General features: G+C 64.0%; 15 protein-coding genes. 9 read left to right on the forward strand and 6 right to left on the reverse strand.

What is annotated here, in order from left to right:
- Positions 1 to 46 precede the first annotated feature (46 nt).
- The 4 genes from NTV05_15660 (at position 47) to NTV05_15675 (ending at position 3,495) form a co-directional block, all read left to right on the forward strand.
- Positions 47 to 1,129 carry a type IV pilus twitching motility protein PilT gene (locus NTV05_15660; protein MCX6545836.1) on the forward strand — a complete coding sequence of 361 codons (1,083 nt, stop codon included), beginning with the start codon at positions 47 to 49 and terminating at the stop codon, positions 1,127 to 1,129.
- 51 nt (positions 1,130 to 1,180) lie between these two features.
- The gene (locus NTV05_15665; protein MCX6545837.1) at positions 1,181 to 2,347 is read left to right on the forward strand and encodes a PilT/PilU family type 4a pilus ATPase; all 1,167 of its coding nucleotides are present in this window, start codon (positions 1,181 to 1,183) and stop codon (positions 2,345 to 2,347) included.
- Between the two features lie 27 nt (positions 2,348 to 2,374).
- Positions 2,375 to 2,890, forward strand: coding sequence for a hypothetical protein (locus NTV05_15670; GenBank protein ID MCX6545838.1), 516 nt, complete (start codon positions 2,375 to 2,377; stop codon positions 2,888 to 2,890).
- Positions 2,891 to 2,979: 89 nt separating this feature from the next.
- Positions 2,980 to 3,495, forward strand: coding sequence for a hypothetical protein (locus tag NTV05_15675; GenBank protein ID MCX6545839.1), 516 nt, complete (start codon positions 2,980 to 2,982; stop codon positions 3,493 to 3,495).
- 17 nt (positions 3,496 to 3,512) lie between these two features.
- Here the strand turns inward: NTV05_15675 and NTV05_15680 are convergent, their stop codons facing one another.
- The 5 genes from NTV05_15680 to NTV05_15700 form a co-directional block, all read right to left on the reverse strand.
- Positions 3,513 to 5,747 (reverse strand): acylase, encoded by a 2,235-nt coding sequence (locus NTV05_15680; GenBank protein ID MCX6545840.1) that lies wholly within the window; start codon positions 5,745 to 5,747, stop codon positions 3,513 to 3,515.
- Positions 5,748 to 5,809: 62 nt separating this feature from the next.
- The gene (locus NTV05_15685; protein ID MCX6545841.1) at positions 5,810 to 6,583 is read right to left on the reverse strand and encodes an FkbM family methyltransferase; all 774 of its coding nucleotides are present in this window, start codon (positions 6,581 to 6,583) and stop codon (positions 5,810 to 5,812) included.
- A gap of 254 nt (positions 6,584 to 6,837) precedes the next feature.
- Positions 6,838 to 7,161, reverse strand: a complete 324-nt coding sequence (locus NTV05_15690; GenBank protein ID MCX6545842.1) for a PilZ domain-containing protein — start codon at positions 7,159 to 7,161, stop codon at positions 6,838 to 6,840.
- A 162-nt stretch (positions 7,162 to 7,323) separates the two neighbouring features.
- Positions 7,324 to 7,962 carry a response regulator transcription factor gene (locus NTV05_15695; protein MCX6545843.1) on the reverse strand — a complete coding sequence of 213 codons (639 nt, stop codon included), beginning with the start codon at positions 7,960 to 7,962 and terminating at the stop codon, positions 7,324 to 7,326.
- 284 nt (positions 7,963 to 8,246) lie between these two features.
- On the reverse strand, positions 8,247 to 10,481 hold the full coding sequence (locus NTV05_15700) for an NADP-dependent isocitrate dehydrogenase (GenBank protein ID MCX6545844.1): 2,235 nt from the start codon (positions 10,479 to 10,481) through the stop codon (positions 8,247 to 8,249).
- A 63-nt stretch (positions 10,482 to 10,544) separates the two neighbouring features.
- Between NTV05_15700 and efp the strand changes: the two genes are divergently transcribed.
- From efp to NTV05_15725, 5 genes are all read left to right on the forward strand, one after another.
- On the forward strand, positions 10,545 to 11,120 hold the full coding sequence (efp, locus tag NTV05_15705) for an elongation factor P (GenBank protein ID MCX6545845.1): 576 nt from the start codon (positions 10,545 to 10,547) through the stop codon (positions 11,118 to 11,120).
- A gap of 128 nt (positions 11,121 to 11,248) precedes the next feature.
- Positions 11,249 to 12,427, forward strand: a complete 1,179-nt coding sequence (locus NTV05_15710) for an efflux RND transporter periplasmic adaptor subunit (GenBank protein MCX6545846.1) — start codon at positions 11,249 to 11,251, stop codon at positions 12,425 to 12,427.
- A 199-nt stretch (positions 12,428 to 12,626) separates the two neighbouring features.
- Positions 12,627 to 13,754: an efflux RND transporter periplasmic adaptor subunit gene (locus NTV05_15715; GenBank protein ID MCX6545847.1), complete on the forward strand. Its 1,128-nt coding sequence runs from the start codon at positions 12,627 to 12,629 to the stop codon at positions 13,752 to 13,754.
- Between the two features lie 48 nt (positions 13,755 to 13,802).
- Complete coding sequence (locus tag NTV05_15720; GenBank protein MCX6545848.1) at positions 13,803 to 16,946, forward strand: multidrug efflux RND transporter permease subunit; 3,144 nt, start codon at positions 13,803 to 13,805, stop codon at positions 16,944 to 16,946.
- The gene (locus tag NTV05_15725) at positions 16,939 to 18,225 is read left to right on the forward strand and encodes a TolC family protein (protein MCX6545849.1); all 1,287 of its coding nucleotides are present in this window, start codon (positions 16,939 to 16,941) and stop codon (positions 18,223 to 18,225) included. The genes NTV05_15720 and NTV05_15725 overlap by 8 nt, the downstream gene beginning before the upstream one ends.
- Positions 18,226 to 18,294: 69 nt before the next feature.
- Here NTV05_15725 and NTV05_15730 read toward each other — a convergent pair whose 3' ends face one another.
- Positions 18,295 to 20,442 (reverse strand): VWA domain-containing protein, encoded by a 2,148-nt coding sequence (locus tag NTV05_15730; GenBank protein MCX6545850.1) that lies wholly within the window; start codon positions 20,440 to 20,442, stop codon positions 18,295 to 18,297.
- Positions 20,443 to 20,455 lie beyond the last annotated feature (13 nt).

Consider the following 20,455-nt stretch of genomic DNA (forward strand, 5'->3'; position numbering starts at 1 on the left):
TGAAGGAGAGGTCTGGTCTCTCGAAGCGGTCGCGTAGAGAGGTGCTATGGCAAAGATCGACGCGTTCTTCAAACTGATGCACGATCAGGGCGCCTCGGATCTCCATCTGGTGTCGGGCCAGCAACCGATCATCAGGATTCGGGGAGACGTGGAACGGGTGAAGTTTGACGTCCTGGACAATGACAGCCTGAGAGCGATCCTGTATGAGATTGCCCCCGAACATAAGGTCAAGGTCTTTGAGGAAACAGGCGACGTGGATTTCGCGTATGAGATCCCCGGGCTGGCGCGTTATCGGGCAAACTTCTTTCAGCAGAAGTTCGGCGTGGCGGCGGTGTTCCGGGAAATTCCAAGCAAGATCCAGACGTGTCAGGAACTCGGCCTCCCGTCGGTGATCTCAAAGCTCGCGTCCCTTCCGCGCGGGCTGGTGCTTCTCACCGGTCCCACGGGAAGCGGAAAATCGACGACGCTGGCTGCCATCATCGATGAAGCCAACCGCACCCGCAGGGACCACATCATTACGGTCGAAGACCCGATAGAGTTCGTCCACACCAGCCAGGGGTGCATCGTCAACCATCGGGAAGTGGGCGTTCATACGAAGAGCTTTTCGGCAGCTCTTCGCGCCGCATTGCGGGAGGACCCCGACATCATCCTGGTCGGCGAGTTGCGCGATTTGGAGACGATTTCCCTGGCCGTTGAGGCGGCCTCGACAGGACACCTGGTGTTCGGAACGCTGCACACGACCAGCGCCGCCAAGACAGTCGACCGCATCATAGAAGTATTCCCCTCGAACCAGCAGGCGCAGATTCGCTCGACACTCGCCGACGGCATCCGTGCGGTGGTCGCCCAGATTCTGTTCAAGCGAATCGACAAGAAGGGACGCTGCCCCGCGTTGGAAATCCTGATTGCCAACTCGGCAATCCGCAATCTGATCAGAGAATCCAAGACATTTCAGATTCCTTCGTTGATTCAGGTCGGCAAGAAGTTCGGGATGCAGCTCCTGGATGACGCCATTATGGAACTATTGACGAAGGGGTGGATTGATCCAGACGATGCGTATAACAAGTGTAACGACAAGACCAAGTTCAAGCCGTTCTTGAAGAGACCACCTGCGGACTTCACCGAGGTATAGCGAAGGGGCGGGCGTCGGCCACAGCATGGCCGCGCGAGCAGGAGAGCGGATATGAGGAAGCAGGAAATCGATTTCATGTTGGGGAAGATGCTCGACGCCTACGAGGATTTGTCCGACGTGAACATCACCGTGGGGAAGCCGCTCCAGGTGGAGAGCGCCGGCGTGCTGAAGAGCGTGGAGATCGATCCGCCAATCGGCATTCTCACCCCTTTCCAGACCGAGATCTTCGCGCTGAATCTGATCAACCAGGACCGCAGGCTGACCGAAGCGCTGCTGGCGGACGGATCATGCGATTCTTCCTACGAACTCCCGGGCAGAGCCCGTTTTCGGGTCAACACCTTTTCTCAGCGGGGCAATTACTCCGTCGTGCTCAGGAAGCTCGAAACCAGGATCCCCACCTGTGAAGAACTGAATCTGCCGGAAGCCTTCCACAAGATGGCGGCAGAAAAAAACGGCATCATCCTGATCACCGGTGCCACGGGAAGCGGCAAGACCACGTCCCTGGCGGCCATCCTGAATGAAATCAACGACACCCAGTCCGTCCATATCGTCACGCTGGAGGACCCCGTCGAGTTTGCCCACCCTCAGAAGATGGCGACCTTCAACCAGCGGGAAATGGGATCGGATTTCAGCACGTTTGCGGGCGGCCTGCGCGCCGCTCTCCGGCAGGCCCCCAAGGTGATCCTGGTCGGAGAAATGCGGGACCGGGAAACCGTGGAAATAGCCCTCAGCGCAGCGGAAACAGGACACCTGGTTCTCAGCACGCTTCATACCGTGGACGCCGGCAGCACCGTCAACCGTGCGCTCGGCATGTTTTCCCCGGAGGAGGAGAAGCAGATGCGGATCAGGCTGGCCGATACCGTGCGGTGGATCGTCTGCCAGCGGTTGCTTCCCAAGGAAGGAGGCGGGCGGGTGGGCGCCTTCGAGATCCTGGGGGCGAACCTGCGCACAAAGGACGCCATACTGCACGGGGAATCGGAGGGCAAGACGTTCTATGAAATCATCCAGGCCGGAAGAGCCTTCGGCATGATTACGTTTGATGAGCACATCGTTGGTCTGTACGAAAACGGATCGATTTCAGAAGAGACGGCCCGGGCGTATGCCTCCAACAAGAGCGTTGTGGGAAGAGGCGTCGACGCCGTCAAGAGCGGCAAGGGCATGGCCACGACTGATATCGGCAAGTTGGAGCTGGACAGGAGCTACCGCAGGCCGCGGTAGGTGAAGCGAGGACGAGGAGTACGCGTCATGCAGGAAGAGCAGGGGACTCCAAACGCGCCGGCGGCGGACCGCTATGACGCCGCCGACAGGTCCTTTGATGTTGTGGAACCCGACGCCGAGACGGCCCTGGTCTGTGAAACCGACGTGACCGCGCGGGACGCACTCGTCAGCGTCCTGAAGAACATGGGTTACCAGACGACGCAGGCAGAATCTGCGCGAGAAGCCCTCAAGAGCATGCGGTTCTGTCTGTTCGACATGGTGGTTCTCGACGAACACTTCGATTGTTCATCATCGGGCACGAACGAGGTGCTGGCGTATCTGCAGACGCTGAACATGGCCACCCGCAGGCAGATGTTCGTCGCCCTCATGAGCGACGCCTGCCGTACCATGGATAACATGGCGGCCTTCAACAAGAGCGTGAACGTCGTTATCAATGTGAAACATATCGACAGGGCGGGCACGATTCTCAAGGGCGCCCTGGCCGATCATGCCGGTTTCTACAGCATCATAAACGACACCCTGAGGAGACTCGGCAGGAAGTGAGAGCTCCGTCAGGAGCGAGCGTGTGTCTCGCGAGACGTCGTGAGAGGCAATCGTACGGCCCAGGAACGCATCGGTGCAGGAGGGACCCCGTGACTGACCAGCATATGTACCTTATCCCGAAAGCCCCGCGTCAGGTCACGCTCTGGGTTCATCCTGAGGGGCGCGTTGTCGGGTACATCTTCCTGAGTTTCCAGACCCACAAAGGTACCGGCGTGGAAGGGCTCTCTGACGTCCTCAACTCCGCTGACCCCTTCCTCGTACTCCAGCGTACGGACCGGGAAGGCCACGGGTTCTATAACAAGGGGGCGATCGTCCGGGTGGAATACGAGGAAGACGATCTCCCGGCGTACGAAGGCAGTAAGACGCTCGACTGCCGTGTTTCAATGATGGATGGTCTGATCGTCGAGGGGAAGGTGCGGTACGTGTTGCCCCCGAACCGTGCACGCCTCTACGACTACCTCAACCTCCGTGAGGAGAGCTTCATCGCACTCTATCTCGAGGACCGCCGCATTTGTCTGCTGAACAAGACTCACGTGGCGTGTGTCTCGTACCTCGGCGACGAGCGGGCAGAGGAATCGCCATCCGGCACCGTATTCCCCGCCTGACCACCCGCCGCTTGCCGCTACTGCCCGGGGCGGTATTGCCGCTCGATGTGGCCCTCCAGTTGCGGGCGGTAGAAGTACACCTCTCTCATATCGCCCGTGCTGTATCGTGCGGCCTGATCGTTGAAGTGGGGAGACGACGGGTCGCCACTCTGTCCGCCGGCGGTGACGGCCTTGGCTGTGACGCGGTCGCCAAACTCGACGACGGCGACGAAGCTGTTCCCGCTCGTCCCGTACATCTTTCTGGTCCCCGTGTACGTGCGCGCGCCGAATGACGCCAGCGACCCCCACCGGGCCGACGTAAAGCCAACCGGGATGCTCGGCCTCGCGTCGTTGAACGGCTGGACAATGTCCCCGGTGAGCCGCTGGAACCGATTGATGTCACCCCACGGCGTCTTCCAGCTTCCGAAATCTCTCACAAGTCTGTCCGAAGCAGCCGAGAGCGATTGAAGCAACTGATCCGGCTTGGCCCGGCTCGCGACGTAATTGTCGACGGAGACTCCCGCCTTCCTGGCATCCTGCCCCACGCGCCGCCCGATATCCTCTCCCCAGAACACGGCGAGGGACGTGGCGACCGACGTCGCCGACCACCCGAGGTCCCAGGCCCGAAGGACGGCAATCTGATCCGACAGTTTCTGCTTGAGCGGATCGGCGGCCGGGCTCAAATCCCACGCCTTGACCAGGGCCGGTATCTGATCCTGGAACGCCGGAAGGTAGCTGTCGAACGCCGCCGCAATCAGAGAGTCCAGCGTGAAGTCTGTCTTCTTGTCGAGCACGCGCAGGGCGTGCACGCCCCTCGGGCTCTCCTCAGCGCCGCGATCCACATAGGACGGGTAGTCCGTCCTCTTCGGGCTGTTGGGGCCGGCCGCCGACCACGGCCAGTTGTTGCAGTTATAGAGCCATCCATTCGCTGGATTCAGCAAGCCGGGGGTCTCGTCGATGGAATACATCCCGTTCCATTCCGTCGCCGGATCGCTGCCGTCCACCGGTTTGGTCCAGTCGAATCTGGTGTCGCGCTTCGGAATGAAGTTGGCGTGGAAGTACGCGATACGGCCGTCCGCGTCGGCATAGATCGTGTTGTTCGACGAGTTGGTGTGCAACTCCATCGTGTCGCGGAACGCCTTGTAGGTGGTCGCCTTGGTCCGGGAGAACGACTGCGTCAGCGCCTTGAGCGGCTCCTCCATCAGTCTGACGCTCACCCACTTGCCGTTGGCCTCGCGGACGATGGGTCCGTGATGAGTACGGTAGACCGTGAATACTCTGTCGGCCATCCCCGTGCTTGTCTTGTAGGGCACCGTGATCGTGCTCGCCTTCACCGGACGTTCTTCGGTGCCGTACCGGTAGTAAAAGCCGTCGCCTTTCTTCACGACCGATTCCAGGTACTCGTCGATGTTGTCCACGCCGCTCGACGTGTGCATCCATCCCGCGCGCTGGTTGAACCCCTGGTAGATGAAGAACTGGCCCCACGTCAGGGCACCATAAGCATTCAGGCCCTCGTCGCTGACCATTTGCGCCTCGGCTCTGAAGAAGAAGGAGGTATGGGGATTGATCAGCAGAAGGGCGTGGTGTGCCGTGGTGTTCGACGGGGCGATGGCGACGCCGTTGGATCCGGTGGGCTCAACCCAGTCGGGCCGGGGCGTGTCCCCCCGCGGATCCTCGGCTGACGCGTTTGGCCGGAGCGCCGGCGGCGCGAAAGCCGATGGGTTCGAAGGCGGCTGTTGCTTCTGACCGTAAAACGCCTCGAGTTGAGTCAGGTTGATCTGCTCAATATCTCCCCCGATGCTGCCCTCGCTGAAGGTGAGTGCCATCCAGGGCTCGAATCGCTTAATCACTCGGGGCTTCACCGTCGGGTGCGTGCGAAGGTAGTAGTTCAAGCCGTCGGCGTACGCGTTCATCAGGGCCTTCAACCACGCCGGCGCCTTCTGGTACTGCGCCTTCATGTCTTCCGGGTCGATGAAGAGCTTCATGCGGAGGTCGCTGTACACCCGGGACTCCCCCTCGGCTTCCGCCAGGCGCCCCATGGAGTTGAGGTAGTTGGTCTCCACCCGGTTGAAGTCGTCCTCGGCCTGGGCGTACACCACGCCGAACACGGCATCGGCGTCAGTCTTTCCGTAGACGTGCGGAATGCCCCAGTTGTCTCTGATGATCGTGACATTCCGGGCCTGTTGTTCCCAGGAGGCGACTGCCTGATCGGGAGCTGCCTGCGAGGCGAACGAGGCGCCGACCAGCGCGAGTATGAGTGCGAGTTTCTTCATCATTTCTTGCCGTCCTCTTCTATAGCCCCGACGTCGAACTCAACCGTTCTCAGACCCCCGGTTCAGGCATAGCGGGCCGGGTCGGCGAAGATGGTGTTATAGAGAGACCCCCCGCGGACCTCGTAGCCTTTGGCAGCCAGAAATTTCGCGATCGAGCTGTCCTCCTTCGCCGTGCCCATGCGGATGGTCTCCGCAATGATCGAGGCTGGCCGGTACTTCTTGAAGTTGAGCGTGCGGAGAACGGCCAGGTCCATTCCCTCGATGTCAATCGACACCAGGTCGGGCGCCTGGCCGAGATACTTCTCAATCAGGTGGTTCACCGAAATCAGTGGCATCTTGATGACGCGCTCGACCACATCCTCGTTGGCCTTGCCTCGCAGCATCTTCACCTGATCCGCCGAAAACGTGTTGAGCGCGGGTTGGCCGCGGATGACGTAGTAATCCGCCTCGGTCGCATCCGTCACGCCGATCCCGACGTTGACAATGACGTCGTGCGGCCGATGCATGTGCAGGCGCTCTTGGTACATCGGATTGGGCTCGACCAGCACACCGTGACCACCCGACGACCAGTGCAGCATGTACGTGTTGTTGGACTGGATCGGATCGGCCGCCCCGATGTCGACGTAGGTCGGCCGATCGATCTTCATCAAATCGCGCAGCAGATGGAACAGCACGATGTCCTCGCCCTGCTGGGAAAACGACAGGCGGCCCGGCGACTTGGGAGCGGGCGGTGGCGGTGCAGGCGGCGGCGTGGGGCGAGGCCAGGCGCCGGCGCCGCCGATAGCCACACCTGACGCGCCGGCAACCAGTCCAGCCACAAAACTTCGACGATCCATCTGCGCGGCCTCTCACAACAGGAGGGTGGTGGTTCGGAACAGGACGTGTCCGCATGCGCCGCGTGCTCGCCGAGCATCGTCGGCTTGGACACTCGCCGGCCACATGGACCCTTGAAGCCACCAAGCGTACCACAGGCGTTCCCGGATGCGAGGTCGGAGAAACGGCGGTGTGAAGCGCCGCGCCCGTTACGGACGTGCCGTAGATCGGATGGGGGAGCCGGCGCGGGAACCGAGTGCCGAGGGGAGGCGTCAGGCTAGTCGGCGACGAGACAATGCTCGAAGCGGAAGTCCTCGAACTGCGCCGCCATCATCGCGCCGATCGGCTCGGCAGTCCCGGGCGCGATTCGCGTAATTCGGCCCGTGCAGCGGAAATTGTCTGGAGCCACGCCAGGCGCGGCTCCGCGCAGCGTGAGCCGCAGCTCGACCGGCGCGCCCTCCCACAGACCCTGTGGGCCCAGGAACAACGCGCCAGTGCCGCTGACATTGACCGTGGTTCCCTCATGCCACTCCAGTTGGTACGCATGGCGGTACACCATGGGAACCGCAAGAGGAAATCGGGGATCTCGGACGGTTTCCACTCGACTTTCCGTGGCCAAGGCATTGCTCCTTCCGAGAGTCGATCCCACCCGGCGCCGTCAGGGCTGGGTCGGGATCATCGGGCGAAGTATACAAAAACCACAGACCCCTGACCATAGATCTGTAGCAATAGTGTCGCTCGGACCTTCAGTATAGAGATCCACTCACACGAGGCCCCGCTTCTGCGCGAACAGGATCAGCTCGACGCGGCCTTTGACGCCGAGCTTCTCATAGACGTTGTGCAGGTGGATCTTGATCGTGCCGTCAGAGATGAACAGCGTCTCGGCAATTTCCTTGTTCTTCGCCCCCTTCACCACGAGGCGCACGACCTCGAGTTCGCGCGGGGTGAGTGCGGCCGTTATCTCGCGGGTGCCTTCCTCGCGCTTGATCGCTCGGTCCAGGGCGCGGAACACGGCGTTCAACTCGAGCCATTGCCCTCCCGCGTGGACTTTCTGGATGCACTTGACGAGCAGGTGCGTCGGCATCTCCTTCAGGATGATGCCGCTGACGCCGAGCCGCACGGCCTCGAGCAGTTGATCCTCATCCATTACGGCCGTCAGCAGGACGACGCGCGTCGCCGGATGTGCGCGGGCGATCTCGCGGAGGACTGCCACTCCGTCTCTTCGGGGCAACTGGAGGTCCATCACGAGGACGTCGGGGTGATGCGTCTCGACGGCCGCGAGCGCCTGTTCGCCGTCAGCGCACGCGGCGAGCACGGCGAAGTGGTCCTCCCGGAGGAACAGCTGCCGGAGTCCCTCGATGACGATAGGGTGGCTGTCGGCCAGGACGAGGCTGATCGGCATATTTCGGGGCTCGATTCGTGCTCTCGAGGCGCGTCGGCCGACGATTATCGCCGCTGATTCTGGCGATTCCCTGAAAGACGATCGACTGGCACGAAGCCCTGAGCGAACGGCGCCACCTTATCACGAGCCCAAGGCGTATGCCACAGGGTATAGGGGAATTGTTCCCCGCGGCCACATACGACCCTTCGACCCAGCCGGAGTGTGCTGGCCACCAAGCCGCCAGTATGGACCGGGCAGGGCAGGGAACGCCGTTGTCGCGCGGCGCGTGCCCCTGGAGGCTGCTCCTACGCCATCGCGTCGATGATCGCGTTCAGCGTGGGGCTGGGGCGCATGGCCGCAGTCGTCTTCACCAGGTCCGGCTGGTAGTACCCGCCCATATCAACCGGTTTCCCCTGAGCCGCGAGCAACTCCTCGTTGATCTTCGCTTCGTGCTCGATGAGCTGCTTCGCCAGGCGGGCGAACCGCGCCTGCATGTCCTTGTCCTTCGTTTGCGCGGCCAGCGCCTCGGCCCAGTACATCGCCAGGTAGAAGTGGCTGCCGCGGTTGTCTATCTGGCCCACCTTGCGGGCCGGCGACCTGTTGTTGTCGAGGAACCTGCCCGTCGCCTGATCGAGCGTTTCGGCCAGCAGCGCCGCGCGCTCGTTGTGGTACGTGCTGCCGATATGCTCGAGCGAGGCCGAGAGCGCCGAGAACTCACCGAGCGAATCCCAGCGCAGGTACCCTTCCTTCTGGAACTGCTGCACGTGCTTGGGGGCAGAGCCGCCAGCACCGGTCTCGAACAGCCCGCCACCGGCGAGGAGCGGCACGATCGACAGCATCTTCGCGGAAGTGCCGATCTCGAGGATCGGAAACAGATCGGTCAGGTAGTCGCGCAGCGCATTGCCGGTGACCGAGATGGTGTCCAGACCTTTGCGGATCCGCTCGAGCGAGTACTTCATCGCCTCATCCGGCGCCATGATGCGAATCTCGAGCCCCCTTGTGTCGTGGTCTTTGAGATATGTCTCAACTTTCGCGATCACCTGCCTGTCGTGCGCCCGCTTCTTGTCGAGCCAGACGATCGCCGGCGCGCCGGTCGCCCGTGCGCGCGTGACAGCGAGCCTGACCCAGTCGCGGACGGGAATGTCCTTGGTCTGACACGATCGGAAGATGTCCCCGTCATCGACTTTCTGCGCGAGCAGTGTCTCACCCGACGACTCCACGACGACCCGGATGGTGCCCGCGCCGGGGGAGATGAACGTCTTGTCATGCGAGCCGTACTCTTCCGCCTTCTGCGCCATCAGGCCGACATTCGGCACGCTGCCCATCGTCGCCGGATCGAGCGCCCCGTGCTGCTGGCAATCCTCGATGACGGTCTTGTAGATCGTCGCGTAACAGCGGTCGGGGATCATCGCCTTGGTGTCGTGGAGCTTGCCGTCGGGTCCCCACATCCGGCCCGACTCGCGAACCACCACCGGCATCGAGGCGTCGACGATGATGTCGTTGGGCGCATGGAGGTTGGTGATGCCCTTGTCCGAATCGACCATCGCCAGCGCGGGGCGGGTGGCATAGACGGCCTGGATATCGGCCTCGATCTCCGCCTGCTTGTCGGCCGGCAGACTCTGAATCTTGGCGTAGACGTCGCCCAGGCCGTTGCTTGGGTTCACGCCCAGCTGCTTGAACGTGGCGGCATGCTTGTCGAACACGGTCTTGTAGAAGACTGTGACGGCGTGGCCGAACATCACCGGATCGGACACCTTCATCATCGTGGCTTTGAGATGGAGCGACAGAAGCACGCCCGTTCGGCGCGCGTCCTCGATCTGCTCCTCGAAGAAGCCGCGCAACGCCTTCACCTGCATCACCGACGTGTCGAGGATCTCGCTCGCCAGCAGGCCCATCCCCTTCTTAAGGACCGTGACCGCACCATCGGCCGCCACGAACTCGTAGCGGACGCTTGTCGCCTGCGGAACGGTCGTGGAGGTCTCGCTGCCATAGAAGTCGCCGCCGGTCATGTGTGCGACGTGCGCCTTCGAGTCCGGGGCCCAGGCGCCGAGCTTGTGCGGATGCTTCTTCGAGAACGCCTTCACCGAGAGCGGCGAACGGCGGTCGGAGTTGCCTTCGCGGAGCACGGGGTTCACGGCGCTCCCGAGCGCCTTCGCGAACCGCGCCTGCAGGGCCCGCTCGGCATCATCCTTCGGGGCTTCGGGGTAGTCCGGGATCGCGTACCCGTGCGCCTGGAGTTCCTTGATGGCCTCCTTGAGCTGCGGGATGGACGCCGAGATGTTCGGCAGCTTGATGATGTTGGCCTCGGGCCGCTGGGTGAGCGCGCCGAGCTGCGCGAGGTAGTCGGGGATCCGCTGCGCCTCGGCGAGGCATTCCGGGAAGATGGCGATGATGCGGCCGGCGAGCGAAATGTCCCGCGTCTCGACCGAGACTCCCGTCCCCTTGGTGAACGCCTGCACGATGGGCAACAGCGACAGCGTCGCCAGCGCGGGCGCCTCGTCTATCTGCGTCCAGATGATCGTCGATGTCTCGGTCTTCATGGGATCTCCTTATGAATAAACCCCTAATTTAGCACGACGTCCGCACTCCGGTACAATAGAGGGATGGCCGCACTGATTGAAGCAATCGAGATTAAGCGCAAGATGTTCTTCGAGTTCGACGACACACCCTACCTCTGTCTCGAAGTGGAGGTCTCCACACCAACGGCTCGGGGCGGTCAGACGCTGGTCCGGGTCAAGATGCGCAATCTGAAGACCAGGGCAGTGTTCGACAAGACGTTCAAGGCGTCGGACAGGTTCAAGGAGCCGGATCTCACCGAGGTGCCCGCCAGTTACCTCTACAGTGACGGTGACGCGTCGTACTTCATGGACCAGGAAAGCTACGAAACCCTGGCGCTCGGCGGCGAGATGCTGGGGGACGCCAAGGACTTCCTGGTGGACGGATTCGTTGTGCGGGTGCTGATGTTCAACGGAAACGTGATTGGCGTGCAGATGCCGCAACAGGTCGAACTGACCATCACGTACACGGAGCCAGGCATTCGCGGCGACACGGCCAGCGGCAACGTCACCAAGGCGGCGACTCTGGAAACCGGCATCGAGATTCGGGTGCCCCTCTTCATCAGGGAGGGCGAGAAGGTGAAGGTCAACACCGAAACCCGCGAGTTCATGGGCCGGGCCTGATCGCCGTTCCAGAATTGGCGCCAGCAAGGGACCGCAGGGGTGTCGGCAGCCGGATTCTGGCGAAACTGCCGCCGCCCCGCCATCGTCTATACAAGTAGGGGTCGTGTGGGGGCTATGGAGGCGGCGTCATGAAACGCACAGGCTTCGTAGCACTCGGGTTGGTCCTCAGTGTCGGGTTGGGCGCATACGCCATGCACAGCCCGATTCGTCCTGCCAGGTTCCTGACGGTTCGTGTCACGGCGGGAGACGTCTCCCGGAAAGTGCTCGCGACGGGCACCCTCGACGCTCTCGAGACCGTCACGGTCGGCAGCCAGCTTTCAGGCATCATCAGCGAGCTTGACGCCGACTACAACAGCGTCGTCCACAAAGGACAGGTGCTGGCCCGCCTTGATTCGACTCTCGCGAACGCCCAGGTGGACGAAGCTCGTTCGAAAGTCGCGGAAGCGCAGGACGCCGTTGAGGGCGCTCAGGTTGCCGTTGACGATGCCAGGGTGAAGCTTGGCGAGCAGGAGGCGCTGGCGAAGAAGGACCTGATCACAGAGTCTGACCTCGAAGACGCCCAGGTGGCTTACAAGCAGGCGCTGGCAGACCTGAACTCGCAGCAGGCCGCGGTGGTTGAATCGAAGGCCGAACTGGACCAGGCGCTCGTGGACGTCGCCAACTCAACCATCACATCGCCCATCGATGGCATCGTCGTTGCCCGCGATGTTGATGCCGGGCAGACCGTGGCGGCCAGGCTGGACGCGCCGACGCTGTTCGAAATCGCCGCAGACCTGACGCGCATGCAACTCGAGGCGACGATCGACGAATCCGATGTCGGGGTGCTCAAGGCGGGGCAGGGCGTCACATTCACCGTGGGAGCCTACCCGGAGCGCACGTTCACGGGTGTGGTTACGCAGGTTCGCCTCGGGCCAGACAGCGACAAGACGGCCCCGGGGGCGGTCACCTACACGGCCGTCGTGAACGTGGCCAACCCGGACCTCTCCCTGCGCCCGGGCATGACGGCGACGTTGATCATCGAGACGGCTCGCCACCCGAACGTGTTGCGCGTGACCCGAACCGCGCTCGAGTGGCAGCCGACACTCGCGCTGTTCAAGCAGATGAAGACGGCCCTGCCCCCGGAGTACGCGGACGCGGTCCGCGTGCGGGCGAGCACCGAGCCGGGATCGAGCGGTTACCTCTGGTACGAAGAGGGCTCCAACCTTCACGCGATCAAGGTTGCGACCGGGCTGGCCGACGAGCCCTTCGTCGAAGTGTCGGCGCCGGGGCTGTCTGCCGGGAAGGTCGTCATCACGGGCGCGCAATAGGGGTCGGGACGAATGACCGGCAAGGTCTCGGGAGGGTGACGGAACGGCCATATCTGACTGAAATCATCTATGATGGAACTCATACGCGGCAGTTACTACCGGACGGCCCGTGCCAGGCTCTGTGACCGCTATGCGACGTGCAGGCGGCACGTGGCTGAGTCGTGAGCGGGGCCGCGCCAGCGACAATCGGGGATTGATAATGCGCAGTTCCAGCACTCTTCGGGTGGATCTTTGTGCCAGGCTGTTCCCTGGCATTCGTCTCTGTGCGGCTGTCCTGCTCGCCGCATCAGTCACCGCGGTCGCCGCCTGCGGCGCGGGCCGCGGGGCGCCGGCACCGCAGCAGATGCCCGCCACGCTCGTGCAGGTTGCGCCGGTGCAATCGACCTCGATAGACGAGGCCTCGACCTACGTGGCGACGATCCAGTCGTTGTCGTCGACGAGCATCAAGCCTGAAGTGAGCGGGGAGGTCACCAGGATTCTCGTCAGGTCGGGCGATCGGGTCGGCCCCGGGACGCCGTTGTTCGAGATTGATCCGAGCCGTCAGCAGGCGAGCGTGACGAGCCAGGATGCGGCCCGCGCCGCGCAGGACGCGGCCGTCATCTTCGCGGGGCAGCAGCTCGACCGCGCGAAGACGCTGCTTGCCGCGGGCGCGTCGAGCCAGCAGGAACTGGATCAGGCGCAGGCCAACTACGACGCGGCGCTGGCTCAGCTGTCGTCGCTGAAGGCGCGGTTGCAGCAGGAGCGCGTCACGCTCAAGTACTACGAGGTGGATGCGCCCGCGGCCGGCACGGTGGGCGATGTCCCGATTCGCGTCGGGATGCACGTCACGTCCGACACGGTGTTGACGACCATCGACCTCAATCAGGCGCTCGAAGTCTACGTGCCGGTGGCGCTCGATCGGAGCCGCGACCTCAAACTGGGACTGCCGGTCCAGGTGCTCGACAGCCAGGGCGCGCTGCTCGCGTCGGCGCGGGTGACATTCATTTCGACGCGCGTCGACGATCAGACGCAGTCGATCCTCGTCAAGGCGCGGCTCGCCGGCGACGGGCGACTGCGGTCATCGCAGCTCGTCAGAGCGCGCATCGTCTGGCGGCAGGTGGAGGCGCTGGCGATTCCGGTGTTGTCGGTGGTGCGGATCAACGGCCAGCCGTTCGTGTTCGTGGCGCAGGAGAAGAACGGCCGCCTGGTGGCGAGCCAGCGACAGGTGCAGCTCGCACAGACCGTCGACAACAACGTCGTGGTGACGAGCGGCCTCGCGCCGGGCGACCGCATTGTCGTATCCGGCGTGCAGAAACTCGACAACGGCGTGCCCATCCGAACCTCGTAGCGTCGCGGCTTGACGCCAGGCGTCTGGCCATTCCCGGGACTCCAAGACATGTTTGTCGATCTGTTTATCAAGCGTCCGATCCTCGCGAGCGTCATGGCCGTCGTGATCGTGCTCGCCGGCGCGATCTGCATCCCGCTGCTGCCCATCGCGCAGTTTCCCCAACTGGCGGCCCCGCAGGTCATCGTCAGCAGCTTCTACACAGGCGCCAACGCGGCGACCGTCGAAACGGCGGTGACGCAGCCGCTCGAGCAGGCCATCAACGGCGTGCAGGGCATGACCTACATGTCGTCGAACAGCGGCAACGACGGAACCAGCGCGATTACGGTGACCTTTGACGTGACGCGCGATCCGGATCTGGCGGCGGTGGACGTGCAGAACCGCGTCAACCAGGCGGCGGGCCGGCTGCCGAACGAGGTCAAGACCGTCGGGATCACCGTAAGCAAGGCGTCGAGCGGCTTTGTCTGGGCCGCGGCGGTGTACGCCGAGCATGGTGAGTACGACCCGCTCTTCCTGAGCAACTATCTGGATGTGTACGTCCGCGACGCCCTGAAGCGGATCGACGGCGTGGCCGACGTCACCATCTTCGGCGAGCGGAAATACTCGATGCGCCTCTGGCTGGATCCGGATCGGCTGGCCAGCCGGAACCTCACCGCGGCGGATGTCATCAACGCCCTCCGCGATCAGAACGTGCAGGTGGCGGCCGGACAAGTCGGGCAACCGCCTGTGGCCGGCAAGCAGAGCTTCCAGGTCAGCGTGCGCGCCGTGGGGCGCATGTCGGAGCCGGCGGAGTTCGACAACATCATCCTCAAGCGCGGCGACGGCGGGGATCTGGTCAGGCTGAAGGACGTCGGCCGCTCCGAGTTGGGCGCCGAGTCGTACAGCTCGGACCTCCGCTTCAACGGCCGGAGCGCCGTCGGGATTGCCGTCAGCCAGTTGCCGACCGCCAACGCCCTCGCCGTCTATCAGGCGACCACTGCCGAACTGGAACGGTTGTCGAAGCGGTTTCCGCCTGGCATGCAGCACGAGCTTGCCTTCGACAACACCATCGTCGTGTCCGAGTCGATTAAGGAAGTTCTGATCACGCTGCTGGAGGCGATTGGCCTGGTCGTGCTCGTGATGTTCGTGTTCCTGCAGGACTGGCGGAGCACGATCATTCCCGCGCTGACCATCCCGGTCTCGCTCGTCGGCACGTTTGCCTTTGTGCGGCTCTTTGGATTCTCGATCAACACGCTCACCCTGTTCGGCATCACGCTCGCCACGGGCCTCGTCGTCGATGACGCGATCGTCGTCGTCGAGAACGTGCAGCGGCACCTGCACGAGTACGGGAAGACGGCGCGCGCGGCGGCCTCGGAAGCGATGGCCGAGGTCGTCGGCCCCGTCATCGCGACGGCGCTCGTGCTCGGCGCGGTGTTCGTGCCGGTGGCGCTCTTTCCCGGCACGACCGGCCGCCTCTACCAGCAGTTTGCGTTGACGATCGCGTGCTCGGTGGCGATCTCGGCGTTCAACGCACTCACGCTGACGCCGGCGCTTTCAGCGCTTCTGCTCAGGAGCGAGAGGGCGCCCGGTCGATTCTGGCGCCCGGTCAACTGGGTGATTGACGGCGGCACCCGGGCATTCGTATCGCTGCTCAACGTCCTGGTCAGAAGGAAGACTCCCGTTGTCGCGGTGTTTCTGGCCGGGCTCGTGGCGACCTGGTTCGTGTGGACGAGAATCCCCACCGGGTTCGTGCCTGATGAGGATCCCGGAAGCTTCATGGTGACGGTGCAGGGGCCGAGCGGCGCGTCGCTCGGCTACACGGACGCCATCACGGAGCAGGCCTACCGCATCCTGGCCCAGCAGAAGGACGAAGTGAGCGCGGTCTTCGTCGTCAACGGGTACAGCTTTCTTGGCAGTGGTTCCAACAAGGCCATGATGTTCGTCCGGCTGCGCCCGTTTGACGAGCGCCCTGGCGAAGAGCATTCGGCGATGGCCGTGATTCAGCGGCTCTACCGGCCGTTCAGCGCCATCACCGGCGCGGTGGTGCTGCCGTTTCTCCCGCCGCCCATTCAGGGGCTCGGGCGATTCGGCGGGTTTCAATTCGAGGTGCTCGACCAAAGCGGCGGCGATATCGAGAGACTCGCGACCGCGACGAACGCCGTGGTTGCCCAAGGCAACAGCACGCCGGGCCTGACGGGGCTCTTTTCCGGCTTCACGGCCAACGACCCGCAACTCGTCGTGACCGTCGATCGTGAAGCCCTGCAGGCGCTGGGCCTCAAGTTCGGAGACGTGGCCTCGACGCTGCAGACGCTGATGGGCGCGAACTACGTCAACGATTTCGACTACAACAGCCGTTCGTACCGCGTCTACGTCCAGGCGGACCAGGACTTCCGCCGCCGGCCCGAAGACATCGGCCGGTACTACCTGCGGACGCCGGCCGGGAAGATGGTGCGGATGGATTCGGTCGTGACGATCACCAATACAACCGCGCCGCAGGTCATCTCCCACTTCAATCTGTTCCGCTCGACCGAGATCAACGGCCGCGCGGCGCCAGGATTCAGCTCGGGCCAGGCATTGCAGGCGATGGACGCGCTGGCCAGGCGCAGTCTGCCGCTCGGCATGAGTTACGACTGGGCGGGGCTGTCGCGAGAAGAACTCCAGTCGGGCGGTCAGGCGGTTGCCATCTTCGGCCTGGGTCTATTGCTGGTGTACCTCACGCTGGCCGGCCAGTACGAGAGCCTGGTGCTGCCTTTCATCATTCTGCTGTCCGTGCCCCTGGCGGTGCTCGGTGCGCTTGGCGCCCAGTGGGCGCGCGGGCTCATCAATGATGTCTACTGCCAGATCGGTCTCGTGATGCTCATCGGGTTGTCGGCCAAGAACGGCATCCTGATCGTCGAGTTCGCCGAGCAGTTACGGCGGCGCGGGATGGGCATCATAGATGCGGCCGTCGAGGCCGCGCGGATTCGCCTGCGGCCGATCCTGATGACGTCGTTCGCGTTCATCCTCGGCGTCATGCCCCTGGTGTTCGCGCACGGCGCCGGCCGGGCGTCGAGGCATTCGGTCGGCACGTCGGTCGCCGGCGGCATGCTCCTCTCGACGCTGATGAACGTGATCATCATTCCCGTACTTTACGTGGCCGTGAGAAGCGTCGGAGCGTCAAGAGAAGAGCGTCTCGGCCTGAAGAAGCGCGGCGTCCCGGAGAACGTCCATGAGTAGACCACTGCTCGCCCTTGCGCTGGCTGGCGCCTTGCTGATCGCGCCCACCCTCCGCGCGGAAGGCGGCCAGGAAGCCGTGCCGGCGCCGATGAGCTTCAAGGACGCCGTCGCCCGCGCGGTCGGACGCAATCCTTCGGCCCAGGCCGCGGCGGCGGAAATCCTGAGAGCTGACGCGCTGCTCGGTCAGGTCCGTGCCGGGGCGCTGCCGCAGGTGTCGGCCGGCGTGACGACAACCACGCTCAACGACGCCCGATTGTTTGGAACCACGGTGGCAACGCCGCAGAATCAACTCGCGGCGGCGGTGACGGTGTCGGCACCGCTCTATGCTCCGGTGCAGTGGGCCCTGCGTGTGCAGTTGATGGACAACAAACAGGTCACCGAACTGGGGGCGGCAGACGTTCGCCGGCAGGTCGCGGTGGCGACTGCCCAGGCCTACTTGACGGTTCTCGCGTTGGAGCGCGTGCTCGACGCCAACCAACGGGCGAGGGACACCGCCCAGGCGCACTACGAGTTTGCCCGCCAGCGGCGCGAAAGTGGCGCGGGCAGCCGGCTCAACGAATTGCGCGCACAGCAGTCGGTATCAGCCGATGACGTGCTGGTCGAATCGGCACGCGCGGGTCTGTACCGAGCCCAGGAAGCCCTCGGTGTGCTCGTGGCAGACAGCGGCCCCGTGACCGCGGCCGACGAACCGCTGCTCGACGTGCCGCCGTCGCTCGGGGCTGCGATCGCCGCGATGCCGGCCGAGCGCACGGACCTGCGCCTGGCGGCGGGCCGCGAGAAGGCCGCCTCGCGTGTGGTCAGCGACAGCTGGAAGGATTGGCTGCCATCGGTGTCGGGCCTGTTCCAGCCGCAGTTTGTCACCCCGAGCACGTCGTCTCAGCCTGCCTGGAGTTGGCGCCTTCAATTCGCGGCAAGCCTGCCCGTCTTCGATGCGGGGTCGCGCCGGGAGAAGCGAGCCGAGCGCACCGTGCTCCTGAAAGAGACCCGGATTGCGTTCGAGGGACTGGTCCGTCAGGCCAGGTCGGACGAGCGCACCGCGGAAAACGCGGTCGCTCGAGCGGAGCGGGCGTGGGCCGCCGCAAAGCTCGCCGCCGAGCAGGCTCGCGAGGTGGTGGACATCGTCAACGTCTCGTTCAAGGTCGGGGCATCGACCAACATCGAAGTGATTGACGCACAGCGCGCCGCGCGAGATGCGGACACCGGCGCCGCCGTCGCGGAAGACCAACTGCGGCAGGCCCGGCTGGCCCTTCTGGTGGCGCTCGGACGCTTCCCGCAGTGAGAAGCTCGCCCCGATCCGCCAGACCATGCCTTTGGTTGAGGGGGCCTGGTCCCTTTTCTCACGTCAGTCTCACTTCCGGATGTAGAGGGCCATGCGCGGGAAGGCAAATGTCCCCGCGACGTCATCGACGATGTTCACCTGGCATGTGTAGAGGCCGGGCTGCAGTTCCGACGCAGGGATGTCGAGCTGGAACGCGGCGGCCTTCCGGTCGGGAGAGGTCAGCGCCGGCACCTCGATGAGCGGCGTCTCGTACGCCTTGCGCCCGCCGCGAAAAAAGACCACGCTCGACAGGACCTTGATGGGACGCTCACCCGGCCTCGTGGAGGCCGTGGTGCCGGCGGCCGGCGCTCCGGGCTGTCCGCTGGCCGCGGAATCCGGCACCTGCCCCGGGTCGTACATCTCGTAGTAGAAATAGAGGTGCTGGTCGTTCGGTATGACCCGCGCCACGTTGGCGACCAGTTGCTGGCCGTTGCGGAGCAGCGGGTTCCGATCGTCCTTCTTCGATACCGCCGCCAGGCTCGACCCGAGGACCACGGAACTGATCTTCACCGGGCTCTTGTCGAGGTCCGGAACCACCAGCGATGTCTCGAACGATCCCATCGTGCCGCCCTGGTTCTCGCGGATCACGACCTTCAACCGGTACGTGCCTGGCGGCAACTCGAAGCTGGTCGCGTACTGGACGGCCTTGCGCTGCGTGTTCTCAGCCGATGCCAGCGCCAGGTTGACGGTGTCGCGGATGCGGGCGACGGGGAACTGCCGCGAGTCGACCAGCACGCCCAGCACATCGAGCGTGGCCTTGGTCTTGTCGCCGGATTTGGTGAACGGCACGCGCGAGCCAGGAACGACGAGCCACACGGGCACGTAGTAGTGATTGCCCTTGAGCCGGAAGTAGCCCGACGCGGCATAGACCGGCAGGTCGGTGACCGACAAATCGGAGGCGAGCTGCTCCATCAGCAACTGCTCACGGTCGTCCTTGCTCGAATGCGTAAAGTCGCGCGCCGCATAGTATCCAACGCGGTACTCGAGCCTCAGGTCGGTCCTCTTCAACTGGATCCGCATGCGGCGGAACCGGCCGTCCCGCGCCAGGTTGGTGCTGCTGTAGCCGAGGACATAGTAGGCCGCCGTATCGGCTATCACGCGATCGAACACGCCGCCGAAGTCGTTGCGATCGAAGAAGGCGCGGCCGCCCGTATCCTGAGAGAGCGACGACAGCGCATCCTGCGACGCGCTCATCGAATCGAAGGCCCTGGCGACGCCTCGCCCGCTGAAAGCAGACACGCCCCGCGTGCTGGCCTGGCTGGCCGCTCCGCCTGGCACCACGGCCTGCAGCCCCCGCATGTCGGCCGAGTAGATCGACAGATTCGTGCGGACAGCCCGGTCAATCACGCCGCGCATCGCCACGCGGTTGTCCATGCCGGTCTGGTTCATGCCGCTGCTGAAGTAGACCAGCGACTTCTTCTGCTGAACGCCTGAGAGCGCATCGATCATCGACCGCAGCGCCTGGAGGCGCCGGTCGGTGTTGAACATGTTGAATTCGGTGTCGTCGGCGACGAACGCGCCGTTGGTATCGTCGACAGTCGCCTCCGGATCGGCGGCGATCATCTCCTCGAACCCCAGGCCCTCGATGCCATTGAGCCGGTCGATGGCGTTGAGCAGGACGTTCTTGTCCGAGGTGAAGTCCTGCGCGACATCGAGCGACGAGGCGTACGTGACGATCGCCACGGTGTCGGCCTGACCGACCTTCGTGTTCACATAGTCCCGCGCGGCGTCGAGCGCCCGCTGCGTTTCCTCGACCTGCATGGAGCTGAGGTCGAACATCAGCACGACCAGCCGCCGGTCGTGCATGTTGACCACCGGGCGCCCGACAAGCGGCGCCGGGAGCGGCTTGCCGACCCCACCGAGAATCGTCGGAATCGCCGATGGCGGCGCGGGGTTATCGGCCGCGTCCACCTCTTCGAAATCGAACGTGTCGATGGTCTGTGGCTTGCCATCCTCGAGCACCGTGAAATCCTCGCGCTTGAGGCCCTTCACCACATTCCCGCTCTTATCGCGCACGACGACGTTGACGGTCACCAGGTCGACACCGGCCCGGAACACGGCCAGCGGCTTCTGGGGCGGGGGGGGCTGTCCCGGCGCCGCGACGATCGTCGCCGCGCAGACAGCCGTGGCGGCGAGCAGCAGGAACAACCGGATCAGAGAAGGACGCCGCGATCGCATGATGTCACTCCGT

Source organism: Acidobacteriota bacterium, assembly GCA_026393755.1.
Classification (GTDB): domain Bacteria; phylum Acidobacteriota; class Vicinamibacteria; order Vicinamibacterales; family JAKQTR01; genus JBAXOX01.

Bases quoted from the DNA above. Each gene is read 5' to 3' on its own strand.
- NTV05_15660 (MCX6545836.1), top strand. From the start codon at position 47: ATGGCAAAGATCGACGCGTTCTTCAAACTGATGCACGATCAGGGCGCC.
- efp (MCX6545845.1), top strand. From the start codon at position 10,545: ATGGCCGCACTGATTGAAGCAATCGAGATTAAGCGCAAGATGTTCTTC.
- NTV05_15720 (MCX6545848.1), top strand. From the start codon at position 13,803: ATGTTTGTCGATCTGTTTATCAAGCGTCCGATCCTCGCGAGCGTCATG.
- NTV05_15725 (MCX6545849.1), top strand. From the start codon at position 16,939: ATGAGTAGACCACTGCTCGCCCTTGCGCTGGCTGGCGCCTTGCTGATC.
- NTV05_15700 (MCX6545844.1), bottom strand. From the start codon at position 10,481: ATGAAGACCGAGACATCGACGATCATCTGGACGCAGATAGACGAGGCG.
- NTV05_15710 (MCX6545846.1), top strand. From the start codon at position 11,249: ATGAAACGCACAGGCTTCGTAGCACTCGGGTTGGTCCTCAGTGTCGGG.
- NTV05_15695 (MCX6545843.1), bottom strand. From the start codon at position 7,962: ATGCCGATCAGCCTCGTCCTGGCCGACAGCCACCCTATCGTCATCGAG.
- NTV05_15730 (MCX6545850.1), bottom strand. From the start codon at position 20,442: ATGCGATCGCGGCGTCCTTCTCTGATCCGGTTGTTCCTGCTGCTCGCC.
- NTV05_15685 (MCX6545841.1), bottom strand. From the start codon at position 6,583: ATGGATCGTCGAAGTTTTGTGGCTGGACTGGTTGCCGGCGCGTCAGGT.
- NTV05_15670 (MCX6545838.1), top strand. From the start codon at position 2,375: ATGCAGGAAGAGCAGGGGACTCCAAACGCGCCGGCGGCGGACCGCTAT.
- NTV05_15715 (MCX6545847.1), top strand. From the start codon at position 12,627: ATGCGCAGTTCCAGCACTCTTCGGGTGGATCTTTGTGCCAGGCTGTTC.
- NTV05_15665 (MCX6545837.1), top strand. From the start codon at position 1,181: ATGAGGAAGCAGGAAATCGATTTCATGTTGGGGAAGATGCTCGACGCC.
- NTV05_15680 (MCX6545840.1), bottom strand. From the start codon at position 5,747: ATGAAGAAACTCGCACTCATACTCGCGCTGGTCGGCGCCTCGTTCGCC.